Source organism: Sinorhizobium sp. P24N7 (genome assembly GCF_042436655.1).
Taxonomy (GTDB): domain Bacteria; phylum Pseudomonadota; class Alphaproteobacteria; order Rhizobiales; family Rhizobiaceae; genus Sinorhizobium; species Sinorhizobium meliloti_A.
Genome location: NZ_JBHMIW010000012.1, coordinates 32,272 through 46,708, shown reverse-complemented (window position 1 = coordinate 46,708; position 14,437 = coordinate 32,272). Strand labels below are relative to the sequence as shown.

The window sequence follows — 14,437 nt, the reverse complement described above, 5'->3', positions numbered from 1 at the left end:
AAAGGTTTTTAACTATTCGCAGCCTCATTGTTGGATTTGATCCTTGAGCCATCCCTCTCATGGATGAAAATTTTATAATATTTCAAACCGTTGCAGAAACTTATTGCGTCTTTAGAGGAGCGTCGGCGGGGGAAAGGGCGGTTCACCTTGCAACAAATGCGGACGGCTTGCGAGCTTGTCGGCACGGTTTTCGCCGGCTCTTCCCCTGACGAGATTCACTTAAGGCTACACAAGAAATCATGGCGGATGGTCCGTTCCTGAGCGGCGTACGACTACCGGCTCCGCACAAAGCATTTGCATATACCTATTCTCTTATCTCTTAAATCATAGGCGGTTCCAGTGGCGTTCCGAAAGAAGCTTCTCAAGAAAATTGGCAGCTTGCGGCAAATTCTCAGTCGAGAGAAAACGATGCTGGAGCGGCTGCAAAGCATTGCGCACCTGCTCACGGGAAACATTCTGAGCTCGGTCATCGGCCTTATCGGCTTTGCGCTCACGGCCAGGGCACTCGGTCCGGCAGGCTACGGTGTCCTCGCGCTATGCTTCTCCTACACGCGCGCGGTCGAGCGGATCGTCAGCTTCCAGTCGTGGCAGCCACTGATCAAGTATGGCGCGCATTCGCTCGCGGAGAACCCCGACGATGCGACCGAACTTCCGGCCTTACTCAAATTCGGCCTGCTGCTCGACATCTCCGCGGCACTGGCGGGATGGCTGGTTGCCGTCCTGCTAATCCTGGTAGCCGCGCCCTGGTTCGGCATATCGGGGGACGGGGCGAACCTTGCCATTCTCTACTGCACGGTCCTGCCGTTCCAGGTCTCCGGCATGCCGACCGCCGTGCTGCGCCTCTACGGGCGCTTCATGGCGATCGCCTATGGCCAGGTCGTCACGAGCGTTCTGAGGGTCGTTCTTTGCGCCATCGGCGTCGCCACCGGCGCAGGCCTATTCGAATTCGCGCTGATCTGGATGGCGGCTCAGATTCTCGGCACCGTCGTCCTGGTGATTTTCTCGCTGGCCGAACTGCGACGGCAGGGCGTCCTTTCGGGCCTCATGAGCGCTCCGCTTCGCGGCATTACCAAGCGGTTTCCGGGTCTGTGGAAGTTCGCGATCTCGGCGAACCTCTCGCTCACCATTCGTTCAAGCGCAAATGAGCTCGATACGCTGCTCGTCGGCTATCTTGCCGATCCGACCTCCGCCGGCCTGTATCACATTGCAAAACGCATCGGCCGCATCGCACAGCAGGCCGGCGTGCAGGTTCAGGCAGTCCTCTATCCGGAACTCGCCCGGGCATGGGCAACCAAAGCCCTCGGCGCCTTCCATCGCGCGGTCGCGCAGATGCAGGGACTGCTTCTCGGTTGCGGCCTGCTGCTGATCGGCAGTCTTTACCTCGTGATCGACCCGCTGCTCACCTGGGCCGCCGGGCCTGATTTCGCAGCTGCGGGCCCCCTCGTCGTGGTGCAGTCGGTCGCAGTGACCATGACGCTGTGCGGTGCGGTCATCCGCTCGGCACTTCTCGCAATGGGACGCGAAAACGAAATACTGCGCAGCGTAACGATCGCAGCGATCGGCTTTCATGCCACCGCCTTCGCCCTTATTCCGGTCATAGGCGCGATGGGAGCGAACGTTGCCCACATCGTCATGGCCTCGATCTGGCTGTCCACCATGATGCTGAGCTACCGCCGAACCCCTGCGCCGTGAGGGTTGAAACGCAAAGTTAAAGAAGCATCTTGCCTCCAGCCTATTTTTCTGTGAAATTCGCCGTCAGATTTTATTTATTTCAAATATTGCTGGGATTAACACTTAAAACTGAGGTCGCTTTTCCGGATTTTTCGCGCAAATTCTGCTGCTTCGCCACGGAACCTCAACCTATACATTCAACACCGACGGCCGACCGTAGCTGCACCCCATTCACGCTAGCGAATTTCGGAAGCACTGTTTGACCCAGGACCAAAGCCCCTGTTGGGGGGCGGCGAACCGTTCGTTTCGGTGCAATCGCCCTGGAGGCGATCGATGAAAGGGCCAAAGATGGAAATGCGGGATATCGACTTCCTGATCATCGGAGCGACGAAGAGCGCGACGACGTGGCTTCAGCAATCGTTGCAGCAGGACCCGGGCATATTCATGCCCGATCCCGAACTGCACTATTTCAGCCGCTATTACGAGCGCGGCGACGAATGGTATCTGGAACATTTCGCAGGCCAGGAGCACCGGCGGCTGCGCGGTGAAAAATCCAACTCCTACATGGATGTGCCGGAAGCGGCGGAGAGAATAAGGGAAAGACTGCCCCAGGCCCGCTTGATAGCTCAGCTTCGCAATCCGGTGGACCGGGCCTATTCCGATTATTGCATGCTTTATCGCCGCGCCGAGGTCGGGCGCGACATCGCCCAGTACCTCGATCCGCGACAAGGAGCGGGCGGGCGCTTCCTGAACGGCGGTCTTTATTTTCAGCAGTTGCAGGGCTATCTCGATCGCTTCCCCATGGAGCAGCTTCTGGTGCTCCTATACGAGGACCTGAAGGTCGACGCCCGCGTCCAACTCGCCCGCGTCCGCGGCTTCCTCGGGCTCGAAGCCGATGTTCCGCTGAAGCCGCTTGCAAAAAAGGTGAAGGACAAATCGGAACCGGTCGTCAATCCGACCCTGCGCCGTCTCCTGCGTCCCTTAAAGCCGGTTGCTGCTCCATTCCGGCAGAATACCGGTTTCAAGAAACTGCGCTCGCTGATCGCCGGTGAGCTTCAATACGCACCGCTCAGCCATGATCTTCGCGCGCGGATGACTGATTACTTCGCGCCTGAAACGGAAAAACTCGGCGCCCTCGTCGGAAGGGATCTGACGGGCTGGCTGAGAAACAGAGGCCCCGAGAAATGACATCCGGCCCGGCGTACCGGGTGATCAAGCCCTTCATCAGCTCCCTGGGATCTAAGGCAATGACGTCTTCTGCAGCAGTTGATCTGAGCCAAGCGGAGACGCCCAGCATAGGCAGCGGCGATCAGGTGGTTGTGTGCCTTCCCTTCATTGGAGATCTTGTCGGCGGGAGTCACATGTCCTCGCTGGGCCTGATACGAAATCTCCCAAGATCGCGTTTCATACCACTGGTCGTGCTGCACGACACCGATGGACCGGTCGCAGATTTGTTTCGCCGTGAGGGGATCGACTTTGTCGCCGCTCCGGTTCTGAACCGCCTGAAGCGGGCGGCTCCGCGCAACGGCGCCGCAATCGTCAATGTTATGCGCACACTGCCCGCGCTCGTCCGATTCCTGCGAGCGAACAATGCCTCGATCGTACACACGAACGATGGCCGCACACACCTCATCTGGGGTCTCGCTGCGCGCGTCGCAGGGTCGAAGCATCTCTGGCATCATCGCGGCGACGCGACTTCGTTCGGTCTGCGCCGTGTCGCGCCATGGCTTCCCAACCGCCTTGTGGCCGTATCGAAATTCGCATCGCCCCGCCCCGGGCTCTTCTCGGCCGCGGGCAAATGCAGTGTCGTGCACAGCCCCTTCGACGTCACGAAGATGGCCGGATTCGAGCGCAAGCAAGCCCGCGACAATGTGCTGGCCGCGATCGGGTGTACGCCCGAGACGAAGCTTCTCGGCTATGTCGGCACCCTGGTGGAGCGTAAGCGACCGATCCTGTTCGTCGAAGCGGTTGCCGCCCTGAAACGGCTTTCGCCTGAGACCAAGGTTGCGGGTCTGTTTTTCGGCAATGCGCTCAACGGCCTTGACGAGGCCGCGAAAGCGCGTGCCGAGGCGCTTGGAATTGCCGATCGCATACACTTCATGGGTTTCCGTTATCCGGGCGAGCCCTGGATCGCCGGACTGGACGCTTTGCTGGTGACGGCCGTCAACGAACCGCTCGGAAGAACCCTCGTCGAAGCGATGCTTCTCGGCACGCCGGTCGTCGCGGCCGACTCGGGCGGAAATCCGGAAGTGGTCGAAGATGGCCGGACCGGCATGCTCGTGCGCGCCGACGATCCGGATGAGTTCGCCAGGGCGTGCCTGAAACTGTTCAGCGATGCGGCGCTTCGCGATCGCATCGTGGAAACGGCGCGCGGCGAAGTACGATCCCGTTTCAGCTTCGAGCGTCACGTACATGCGATTACATCGGTCTATGAAGAGCTGACAGGCATCACCGCCATGCAGCGCTCCGCCAGGGCGGGATGAGGAAGAGTGCGGACGGGACATATCCCGCTCTCGCTAGTTGTGAGGCGATCGTGTCAGAAACCGGTTTTACAACGGCACATCAATTTCGTTATGCGAGCCAGCCCAGCAGAAAGAACCTTCGCCTTGCGGCGATCGAACGTGCCGTCGTCTATTTGGCCGTTTTCCTGGCGCCGTACGCAACATTCCGGTTTTCCGAACTTTTCTTCACGTTCAGCGATTTCTTCTTTTGCTTGAGCCTGTTCCTTCTTCTGATCACCGGGCGTATCAGGAGCAAACCGCTCGAACAAACGACGTCGATATGGCTTTGCGCTTTCACTCTGTTGTTCATCGGGATCATGCTTGGCAGCCTGTTTCACGGCAGTCCGCAACGCGGGCTGATCGTGATGGGGCAATATCTCTTCGCCTACCTGATCTTGATGGTCATCCTCATTCGTGAGGACCCGAGGGAAGCCTATCGGCTGGCCGCCATCTTTCTGGCCAGCGTCATTCTCATCGATATTCACGGAATCATCACGTTCTATACGGTCGGGTATGTGCCCGGAGAGGGTAAGGGCGTCGTGACCGGCGGGAAGCGCCTCGCTACCGTTTTGCGCAACCCAAACCTTGCCGCGGCGATAAACGCCCTGACGCTGCCGATTCTGCTGTTTTTCTGGTCTTCGGGCCGCCTGAAATCGTACCTCGCTTTGCCCGCTCTCGCGATCGTCATCGTCACGGTCGTCCTGACGAGTTCGAACAGCGGGCTGTTTTCAACGGCGCTTTGCCTTGCCGTCTTCATCGCGATGATTTCGACGCCGCGGCTGCTCTTGCGACTGGCACTTGGAGTGGCCATCGTCGTTGGCGGCGCGGCACTATTCGGCAGTAAGGAGATGCTGCCTAAGACATTCCAGACACGCGTTTTGGGCGCGTTGTCCTCCGGAGACATATCCGAAGCGGGGACGTTCCTCTCCAGAGCCGCGCTGATGGAGGAGGCGATGCATATAATCTCGGAGGATCAGATCCGGCTCGTGGGGCTCGGTGCGGATCAATTCCGGGAGAGAAGCGTTCAAAGCGCCCCGGTTCACAATATCTATCTTCTCCTCTGGGTCGAGGGCGGATTGCTCGCCCTTGTCGGCTGGTTGATGTTTTCGGGCGTCGGCATGCTGCTGGCGCTCGCGATTTTGAAGGTTGGCGGAGACAAACGCGCGCTCGCGGCGGTGGTGACGACAATCCTGGTCTTCTTGGTAATTGCTCTCTTCAATCCGCATATGTATGCGCGATATTGGACCATGCCGATTCTTCTGTGTTTCGGACTGGGCCTTACGCAGCTGAGAGGTGTCGGACCGACCAAGGCTCAAACCCAGTGAACCATGCAAGCGACGTCCCAATCAAACGGGCACCGTCAGCAACTGAGAACATTCAGGTTACGATTTTTACTGGCCGTGCCGCGAAATCCGGGGTATCCTTAAGCTTGTGACGCCCTTCGTTTTTGATCAGGGCGTATCGACATAGTATCTGCGACTTCATCTGCGCCACGGCATGCCCGAGGGCGTTGGTCAAATACAACGTGCTTGTGCAGCCGAAGTAAATTTTGGCAGCATCGAACTAATTCATTGCGCCTTATTCAATATTTTACTAAAGTAACTGAATATAGAAAATTTTTTGATATTAGCAGGTTTCCATGACGACATTCGTTCCCGATGGCAGCCTATCTGCCCGCTCTCATCACCGAGAAACCATCGAGTTTGCCGCTCAGCAGAGTGGGACTACAGTCGGCCTCTTCGATCTCTGGGCCGTGGTAAAGAGGCGATTCTGGTTTCTTGCGTCAATCATCGTCGGTTGCACCTTGCTGTCCGCAATTGTTTCTTTTTCGCTCCCCAAAACCTATACCGCCAGCTCGGAGGTGGTGCTGGAGCGCAAAGATGTCCGGCCATTTGCCACCGATGCAGCTTTGACGTCCATCGACCGCGACCGCTCGGCCGCGGAAACTGAAATGGACGTGTTGCAGTCGCGGAAGTTCGCCGGCCGCATCGTGGACCGGTTGAACCTCATCGGTGATCCTAGCTTCAATCCATATGCGCCGGGCGGGGACAAGTCGGACGACCAGGGCCTTGTGGACGACATCAAGGAATTCATCGGTATTCGCAGGTCTTCGACTTCCGATCGAGTAGTACCGGATGTGAGGGCGCAACGGGATCACGCGATCTCAGCGCTGCTGTCCCAGTTCGAGGTGAGCCGAACCGGCGAAAGCCTCGCCGTACGGCTTGTCGTAACCAATCAGGATCCGAAACTCGCCCAGCAAATCGCAAACACGATCGCCACCCTCTATGTCGAAGCCTCGCTCGAATTCAAACAGGACGAGCGGGTCGCGGACAAGGAACGCGCGCTTAACACCGGCGGTGCAGTGGCTTTCCTTCGACAGAGCATGACACAGCCGCTTTTGATTACGCTGCGGAACGAAGAGGCCCGGTTGCTGCAGAGCAAGGCCGAACTCGCTGCCAAATACGGCAAGAATCATCCTCAGATGATCGATGCGGATTCGCAGATAGCAGGCATTCGAAGCATGATCGAGGATGAGGTCCAGCGAATCCTGTCCGATCTCGAAGCCGAGTCCCTGAAACCCAGCGCACGAATCGTATCGACAGCGGAACTCCCCAGTTCACCGTCGTTTCCCAAGCCAGGCCTTATCATTCCGGCGGCATTCGCCGGTTCCACGCTGTTGGCCTGCGTGCTCGCGCTCCTGCTGGAAACAACCGACACCCGTGTCCGTAGCGGACAACGCGCCGCGCAACTGCTGCGGATCCCGAATCTTGGCTATATACCGAAGGTCCCGAAGCATCTGACCTCTCCGGGCGCCAAGCGATCCTCTTGCATTCCGGACTGGAGCAATTTCACGTCCGCCGAAGCGGAGCGGGCGGTTTATATGGCCGGTCGCTACTCCGACGCGAAGCAACTGCGCCGCATCGTGATGGTCACCTCCTGCGTCCACGACGTCGCAAACGCGTCGACAGCTTGGGGAATCGCAACAACCGCAGCAGCGGACGGCCGCCCTACCGCCTTCGTGAATCTCGACTTCAATCGCCACAACGTTCCCTATCTGAAAAGTATGGAACGTTCACCGGAACCGATCGAACGCTATCTCCGAAATCAAGCGGTGATAGGCGAGATCGTCCAGTCCGTTCCGACCTTGCCCGGTTTCGGGTTCATCGACGCGACGCACGTGATGACGGAACCATTCAGATCGCTGGACTCCGACAAGCTCTGCGAACTCATCATGGATCTTAAGCAAAGCGGATACGACTTCATCGTGCTGCATGCTCCGCCGGTGCTCGCCTCCGGCGATGCAAGTTGGCTGGCGCCCTTTGTCGATGGCGTGATCCTCATAGCCAATTGGGGCAAAACGACTGAAGAGCATCTGCTGGAAGCTGCTACGCAGCTCCGGATGAACCATGCGCATCTGATCGGCACTGTGATCAATCAGGTCAATCCGGAAACCCACAGGCGCCACCGCTATGGGGGGTTCGTCATCACGTCCAAGCGCATCCCGGCCGGCCGCTGGCATCGCGTCCGAGGCAATGGGGCATTCCCCGAACGGGCGGACACGGACGTCAACACGCTTCATGCTCCCGCGGCGAGACCTTCGATCACGCGCCCGTCGAATGTCGCTTAGATCACCATGGGATGAAAGAACTCTTCCCGCGCCGCAAACGCGGCGCTGCTGGATCTTTGGTTCCTGTCACAAGCACAGGATGAGGAGACCTCAGTGTCTGTTAGGTTTATGTTGAAACTTATCCTGCATGCCTGAGATAGGCGGCGCATTCGTGCGGGCTGAAGGCTTTGAGGAATTCGCCGAGGCGTCTCCATGTCGCGTCGACGCTGCGCTCGTCGGATTTGCGCAGCAGGGTCTTCAGTTTGGCGAACATCATCTCGATCGGATTGAGATCGGGGCTGTAAGGCGGCAGGAAGAACAGATGGGGGCCGGCATCGCGGATGGCGTTGCGCGCAGGCTTGCCCTTATGGCTGCCGACATTGTCGAGGATGACGATATCGCCGGGATTGAGGGTTGGTGCCAGGCATTGCTCGACCTAGGCGGTGAAGGCAATGCCGTTGATCGGGCCATCGAGCACAAAGGGCGCGACGATGCGGTCGTGGCACATTGATGCCGTCAGGGGGGCGTCCACACATGGCCATGCGGTATTCTGGCGAAAAGCGGCTGGCCGCGCTGACACCAGCCGCGGGTGCGCGTCATGTTGGTTTTTCGTCGATGAACACCAGGCGGCGCGGATCAAGTCGATGTTGATGGTCTTCCAGCGGCTTCGGAACCGCGCCACCTTGAGCCTGTCCTGTTCGCTGGCGATCAGCTTTTTTTTAAATGTCTTACCTTCGCGGCGCAGGAAACGCCAAACGGTGTCATGAGAGACAACGATGCCGGCCGCCTTCAGATCGGCGGCAAGCGCCTGCACCGTCCAATCGGGCTTGGCCGCCAGCCGACGGTGAACCTCATCGGCCGCCGGGCCCCGCAGCATGTGTTTGACATGGCCACCCATCTTGGCCGGCGCCAAACCGCGGCCGGACCGGTCGAGTTGGCCGATCCGCACCGCCGTCGCCGCTGATATTCCAAAGCGCAACGCTGCCGCCCGCACCGTTATGCCTCCTGCCAAGGCGTCGGCGACGCGCTGGCGTAAATCAGAGAAAGAGGTCGCGCCATCATTGCTGCCCTCCGCACCAGCAATGATCTTGAATTACAATCGCAACAAAAAGGGAATCCCGGTTCGATTCAGCTTAAGGCTGACCGACTCTAGTCCACGGTATCGCCCGCCATGAAATGGAGAAATGCTTCGAGATTCGTCCATCCGTCGCCATCCAAGTCTTGTCGACCGTCGCTGGCATCTGCCGGGTCGGTACCGTTTTCGACCTCCCAGTCATCCGAGATACCGTCCATGTCGCTGTCCGGATACGGCACCCCGGCATCGAGGTCCGGCCAACCGCCGACGTCCTGCGGATCGTTCACGAGCAATCGCCCGCTGCGGTTCCTGACCGCCTCGGTGATGCGGCGATCGACGGCGTCGCGGCGGGGCTTCGTCGCACCGGCACCCGTCAGGACGTCCTCGTAAGCAATTTCGGGTGCAGAGGCGCGGACCGCGGGTGCATCAAATGCCGAGGCTGAAACGAATCTTCTTTGTTTCTCGGCTAAAACGAGGCTGTCATCCTGACTGGCACCGGTGCGATAGGGTTCGTCGTAATTGTCCTTCAGGTAAATCGCGTGCCCGCGTCCGCTTTCTTCGAAGAGATGAACCATATGGTCGTTTCGCAGCTTTTCCCCAGCGATCTTGTAGTTGCCGACCACATTGGCCTGGATCCGCGCCCATTCATCGCCGAAGCTCAGGACATATTGCCACTTCGGCGAGAAAAACACGTTGTTCACGACATCCGCGACGGCGCCGGGAATTTTCATCTTTATCAGCGGATTTCTGAACTGGCCGAAAGCGAAGAGAGAGTGATGCACGGAGACGTTGCCGCCTTTCGTGAACAACATGTTGCGCGCACGCTTGTCTTTCCCGGGGCCGCCACGCAGCAGCGGTTCGCTCGCAATACCCCACTGCCAGGTGAAGTTGCTCGCGTCTTCCGAATCGATCGTCTCGTCTGATCCCCAACTGGCGGAGATATGATCAAGCATAATATCCTTCGCCGAGTTGGAATACATTCCGAGGCCTCCGGAACAGCAAGCCTTCACGGCATGCGGACCGGGGCGAAGACGAATGTGCCTGATGATCACGTCATTGGTCACGATTTCGATTGAAGGGCGTATTTGCGTCTCGCCGTTCCGGATGGCGATCCCGCCGCCCGGTGCCGTCTCTCCGGCAATCGTCAGGAATGGATGTCGAACGACCAGCGATCTTTCGCGAAGAACAATGGTGCCGCCCGTGCGGAAAATACAAATGCGCGGGCCGGATGCCTCGATGCACGCACGCAAGGAGCCCTGCCCCGACTCGTTCGTGTTGACGACATAGATCACCTTGCCCCCCCGCCCTCCAAGAGAGCCGGCGCCGAAGCCTTCGGCCGTGGGAAAGGCACGTTGTCTCCCGTCTGGAAGCTTGGGTGAAAGGGGCTCGGCCAGTGCCGCCTGGGCTAGAGCTTCCCGCGAGAAGGCGACCCATGATCCGCAGACCAACCCCGCCAGCATCAGGCAACGCGCTATTGTGAAACTAAATGCCCTTACGTCATGCGCCTGGTAGATTACCGTCATGCTCTTGCGCCGCCAACCCGCAGAAATATGACACCGACCTTCAACGATAGCCGTAGCGTCGAAGCATCCAGCCGCCCAGCCGCTCGAACGAAACCTGCTGACGGGTCGGCATCCGTGTTCGCCACGTTTCATCCTTGTTGAGCGCGATCGACGCGTTCATGCGCAGCCGATTGCCTGCCACCTGATGTCCCGGCCCCATGGCCTCGCCATTCTGCAGCGATGTACCCACCTGACTGAGGTCAAGCTCGAGGAACGTCCCGATTTGCTGCATAACGGCAACAGGGTCAGACGCGAAATCCTCGTATCTGACACGCATGACCTTTTCAGAGCCCAATTTTCGCGAGAGATATTCGACCGCAAGATTGACCATGCTCCAGCGCAAGGCTGTCCTGAATACCGATTTCGGCTTGATTTCCTTCTGTAAGCCCGATTTGGCATCGCGCTCGTAACCCTTCAGCAACGACCAGGCTACACCGCGCCCGTCACGCACCAGATGAATGACCCGCATGTCGATCCCGGGTATCTGTGCAACGGCCATCGCCCTCCCCGGCAGCTTCGAGGAATCGACGATCACCTGCCGGCCCGAGCATGACTGCATTGCGCTGAACAGGCGCTTCGTATGAAGCATATAAAGAGAAAATTGTTTTCCGAGACCCATGCCGCCGAGCAATCTCGTCATCATCGAAAGCCCTTCGAACTTTTGCTGAAGGGCGCAATACTCCTCCATTAGTCCGGGTTCCTGGCCGGCGGACCACTCCCGGCGGACTGAACTCCAGAAGGAGCAGTCGCGAATTGCATTGCCGCACGCACAATATTCGTTGTGACGCCAGACGTGACGTGTGAGCGACGTTATCTCTCCGGCCCCCACCACAGCAGCATGCTGTCCCAGCGCAATGTCGAGTATGGTCGACCCGCTGCGTCCGTAACCTGCGATATAAGCGATGCGAACTGGTTGCGAGGGCATCATGAAGCCTTCCATTCTCTAGAAGTTTGATCTCCGCTTCGGGAGACCGCGACGTTCCATTCCGGCCGTGTATGGCTCCGCCTCACGATGCCCGGAAGTCCAGCAGAAGCTTTTCGATCTCCGATCCGCCCCCGACGCGTTCCAGCGCGGCGAAAGAACCATCCTCCTTGAGCTCGAACAAGGTTCCGGCGTTTTCCTGCGCGCGGTTCGTTCGGGTCACCACGACCAGGGCGCCCGGACCGCGGAGATAGGAGTGGATGTTTTCGATTGCTGTCCGGATCTGATCCAGCGAGAAGTAGTTCGTATTCAAAATGTTTGCGGCTCTCACGAGATCGAACCGACCGGCAAGGTGCTGCGACCGGCTCATAATATCGTCTTCGACGAAATTTATTTTGCCGTTCTCGGGCAATGATCGCGTGATCATTTGCACCTGCCTGCTCTTGCCTTCCCGTACGCGGTCGCGAAGGCGCGGTTGCAAGAGGACGCGCGCCAACAGGAGCGGGGCAAATGCCAGCGTCACGTAGTCAAGCCTTCTGATCCAGGGCCGAACAGCGACGCCGCGCAGATCATATTGTAGCGGCCAGCCTTCCGGATCGCAAAAGACCGTGATTCCGGGAGAAAATTCGACGATGTGGGCCTCTACGAATAGATCGGTCGCTGTAATGTGGACCGCGGCGCCGCAACTTTCGAGAAATTTTGACAGTTCCACCGTCGTCAGTCCGGTGGAGACACCCACATCCAGGATGTCGTGGAGGAAAGTAGCGCGCTCGGCGATGAACGGACGGAACGCGACCTCCAGCTCCCGAAATCGGGACGGCTGAGTCAGTTTGAAGGTGCCATTACGCATCTTCAACCGGGCGAAAAAAGCTGACTCCGAGACCAGATCGAACGTGTTGGAACTCAATGAATAAAATTTTTTGGCACTTACGGTCATGGCGTGACAATCCGTATCCATTCAACCAAAAGCGAATATTTTTCTCGGAACTTGAAATACCGTTCCGTCGCAGGGCGGGTGTCGCCCTCTTAAAAAATTTGCCACGACGTGGCGTCTTCTTATGCGTTTTTAATATTCAAAAACTTATCTAATGACTGGCGGCGTTATCCGCTCAGCCAAGACGTATCATAATTTCCGAGGCGCAGCAATTTGCAACGTTAGCTGGTGGTGCCGATTTATTCGGCCGCCATTCAGGCCGCAGACGCCGGAGCATTCTGTGCACCGCATGTTTCCGATCTCGGTCCTGACGGCCCATGCCGCCGGGCCGTTTATCTGCGCCGGAAAACCGGGCTGCGCTTTTCCTTAAATCCGGCGCTTCCGCCCCGTCTTCCGTCGCGAAACAGATCGTCTGCAGATCCCGTTCGTATTCAATCGCCTTTTCGAGTGGCATCGAGACCGCGGCCTTCAGATTCGCCTTGGCCGTCGCGGTGCCGCGATACAATGACACTGCGATGGCCCGTGCCCGCGCCATCAGCTCCCCTTGCGGGACCACTTCACTCACCAGCCCCCATGCGAGACCCTTTTTGCGCTGACGAGATCCCCGTCAGAAGCATGAGAGCAGCATTCGAAGCCCTGATCGAATGCGTCAGATGTGCCGCCATGCCGCCGCCCCCTATCCAGCCGAGCTTGATCTCAGGCGCGGCAAACTGTGAGTTCCGAAACGACGCGAATGTCGCAAGACATCGCAGTTTCCAGGCCGCCGCTGCTGCTGCGAGACAAGGTGACGGCTTCGTCCCATGTAACGGGCGCGGAGCAACTCAGCAAAATCCGGCCGATTTGCCGAGACTTGCGTCGCCGCATCGAGAGGCAAAGCCCAATGCTTGCCTGCAAAGCGGTACCTATCGAAGGTGGGGCCGATACAGTTCCTTGCGATTCTGCAAGCACCTCGGGCGAGAAGATTGCGTCGAGGGGCTGCAGGCAGCCGGCATCGAACGCCTCCTCGCCGACACCGAAACTCCCCAAACTGTTGCAAATGCACGGGTTCACGACGAAAGTGCTTTTCCCGGAACGACTCTGGACTTCCCCGTAGCAATTGTGTTCGATGGGGCGATATTGATCTTGCATTTCTTTGAAGTCCCCCTCGAGGGCAGTCAGTGATTTCACATTCAGCTTTATGGTGTGACCATGCGAATCGTATTCATCGGCGCCGTCGAGAGTTCCAAGATTGCTTTGGAAGCGCTGATAAGGGCAAAGCGCACACCGGTGCTCGTAATAACGCTGCCGCCCGAAGCGGCGGGGCGCCATTCCGATTTTGTGGACCTCAGGGAGATCGGGCGGGCGGCCGGAAGCGCGATCCATTACACGACAGACATAAATTCCCAGGCGACGCTGGAGGCCGTTGCAGCGGCCGCCCCGGATCTCTCGCTCGTTATCGGCTGGTCGCAGGTCTGCCGGCGCCCGTTCAGGGATGTGGCGCGCGCGGGCACCGTCGGTTTTCACCCGGCAGCCTTGCCGCGTCTGCGGGGCCGCGGCGTCATCCCTTGGACCATCCTCCGGGGTGAGGAACGAACGGGCTCGACCCTTTTCTGGCTGGACGACGGCATCGACTCGGGACCGATCCTGTTACAGCGGCAATTTCCCGTCGCCCCGGACGAAACAGCGCGCAGTCTTTATACAAGGCACACCGAAAACCTGGCTGAGATGGTCGTCGTGGCGGCGGCACAGGTGGAAGCGGGAAACGCGGCCCGGATCGGGCAGAACGAAGCGGAGGCAAGCTATTGCGCGAAGCGCACCGCGGAGGACGGCCGGATCGATTGGCATGACCCGGCCGCATCCATCTTGCGGCTGATCCGCGCGGTCGGAGATCCCTATCCGGGCGCCTTTACATTCTACAAAGGCCAGAAAATACGCATCGATACGGCAACCCCGGTCGAGAACTCCAGGCAATATATCGGCCTGAGGGGGCAGATTCAGGCGCATACGGAGCGAGGGTTCATCGTGCTTTGCGGCGACGGGGAATGCATCGAGGTGCACGCATGGAAATGGATCTCGGACAGGCGGCCCCCGGTTCACGGCAAGCTCGGTGGGTCGGAGCCGGTCCAGGCTTCTGGGCAAAATACATAAGAACAGTAGAAAACTATAATTGGGCCAATACTGGAAAA

The 14,437-nt window shown here is 58.7% G+C and carries 11 protein-coding genes and 1 pseudogene; 6 read left to right on the top strand and 6 right to left on the bottom strand.

Annotated elements, in window-relative coordinates; genetic code table 11:
* Positions 1-339 precede the first annotated feature (339 nt).
* The 5 genes from ACFHWW_RS21075 to ACFHWW_RS21055 all read left to right on the top strand — a co-directional run bounded on the left by ACFHWW_RS21075 (position 340) and on the right by ACFHWW_RS21055 (position 7,800).
* Positions 340-1,692 carry a lipopolysaccharide biosynthesis protein gene (locus ACFHWW_RS21075; protein ID WP_379940594.1) on the top strand — a complete coding sequence of 451 codons (1,353 nt, stop codon included), beginning with the start codon at positions 340-342 and terminating at the stop codon, positions 1,690-1,692.
* A 327-nt stretch (positions 1,693-2,019) separates the two neighbouring features.
* Entirely contained in the window at positions 2,020-2,859 is an 840-nt protein-coding gene (locus ACFHWW_RS21070) for a sulfotransferase (protein ID WP_324764628.1), read from the top strand.
* Positions 2,860-2,918: 59 nt separating this feature from the next.
* Positions 2,919-4,154, top strand: coding sequence for a glycosyltransferase family 4 protein (locus tag ACFHWW_RS21065; protein WP_379940592.1), 1,236 nt, complete (start codon positions 2,919-2,921; stop codon positions 4,152-4,154).
* A 50-nt stretch (positions 4,155-4,204) separates the two neighbouring features.
* Positions 4,205-5,497, top strand: a complete 1,293-nt coding sequence (locus ACFHWW_RS21060; protein ID WP_379940590.1) for an O-antigen ligase family protein — start codon at positions 4,205-4,207, stop codon at positions 5,495-5,497.
* A gap of 314 nt (positions 5,498-5,811) precedes the next feature.
* Positions 5,812-7,800, top strand: a complete 1,989-nt coding sequence (locus ACFHWW_RS21055; protein WP_379940588.1) for a polysaccharide biosynthesis tyrosine autokinase — start codon at positions 5,812-5,814, stop codon at positions 7,798-7,800.
* 118 nt (positions 7,801-7,918) lie between these two features.
* On the opposite strand, the pseudogene ACFHWW_RS21050 reads toward ACFHWW_RS21055, so the two are convergent.
* From ACFHWW_RS21050 to ACFHWW_RS21025, 6 genes and pseudogenes are all read right to left on the bottom strand, one after another.
* Positions 7,919-8,838, bottom strand: a pseudogene (locus ACFHWW_RS21050) (IS630 family transposase).
* 90 nt (positions 8,839-8,928) lie between these two features.
* On the bottom strand, positions 8,929-10,377 hold the full coding sequence (locus tag ACFHWW_RS21045) for a pectate lyase (RefSeq protein WP_379940586.1): 1,449 nt from the start codon (positions 10,375-10,377) through the stop codon (positions 8,929-8,931).
* A 40-nt stretch (positions 10,378-10,417) separates the two neighbouring features.
* Positions 10,418-11,356, bottom strand: coding sequence for a sulfotransferase (locus ACFHWW_RS21040; protein WP_324763824.1), 939 nt, complete (start codon positions 11,354-11,356; stop codon positions 10,418-10,420).
* 67 nt (positions 11,357-11,423) lie between these two features.
* Positions 11,424-12,296 (bottom strand): ATP-binding protein, encoded by an 873-nt coding sequence (locus tag ACFHWW_RS21035; protein WP_164866880.1) that lies wholly within the window; start codon positions 12,294-12,296, stop codon positions 11,424-11,426.
* 151 nt (positions 12,297-12,447) lie between these two features.
* Entirely contained in the window at positions 12,448-12,837 is a 390-nt protein-coding gene (locus tag ACFHWW_RS21030; RefSeq protein WP_379940584.1) for a hypothetical protein, read from the bottom strand.
* Positions 12,838-12,968: 131 nt separating this feature from the next.
* Positions 12,969-13,439: a hypothetical protein gene (locus ACFHWW_RS21025; RefSeq protein WP_379940582.1), complete on the bottom strand. Its 471-nt coding sequence runs from the start codon at positions 13,437-13,439 to the stop codon at positions 12,969-12,971.
* 21 nt (positions 13,440-13,460) lie between these two features.
* On the opposite strand from ACFHWW_RS21025, the gene ACFHWW_RS21020 reads away from it, so the two are divergent.
* On the top strand, positions 13,461-14,399 hold the full coding sequence (locus ACFHWW_RS21020) for a methionyl-tRNA formyltransferase (protein ID WP_324763825.1): 939 nt from the start codon (positions 13,461-13,463) through the stop codon (positions 14,397-14,399).
* Positions 14,400-14,437 lie beyond the last annotated feature (38 nt).

Excerpts from the sequence above, each read along its gene's own strand:
- ACFHWW_RS21070 (WP_324764628.1), top strand. The coding sequence starts at position 2,020 with ATGGAAATGCGGGATATCGACTTCCTGATCATCGGAGCGACGAAGAGC.
- ACFHWW_RS21065 (WP_379940592.1), top strand. The coding sequence starts at position 2,919 with ATGACGTCTTCTGCAGCAGTTGATCTGAGCCAAGCGGAGACGCCCAGC.
- ACFHWW_RS21055 (WP_379940588.1), top strand. The coding sequence starts at position 5,812 with ATGACGACATTCGTTCCCGATGGCAGCCTATCTGCCCGCTCTCATCAC.
- ACFHWW_RS21045 (WP_379940586.1), bottom strand. The coding sequence starts at position 10,377 with ATGACGGTAATCTACCAGGCGCATGACGTAAGGGCATTTAGTTTCACA.
- ACFHWW_RS21040 (WP_324763824.1), bottom strand. The coding sequence starts at position 11,356 with ATGGAAGGCTTCATGATGCCCTCGCAACCAGTTCGCATCGCTTATATC.
- ACFHWW_RS21035 (WP_164866880.1), bottom strand. The coding sequence starts at position 12,296 with ATGGATACGGATTGTCACGCCATGACCGTAAGTGCCAAAAAATTTTAT.
- ACFHWW_RS21020 (WP_324763825.1), top strand. The coding sequence starts at position 13,461 with ATGCGAATCGTATTCATCGGCGCCGTCGAGAGTTCCAAGATTGCTTTG.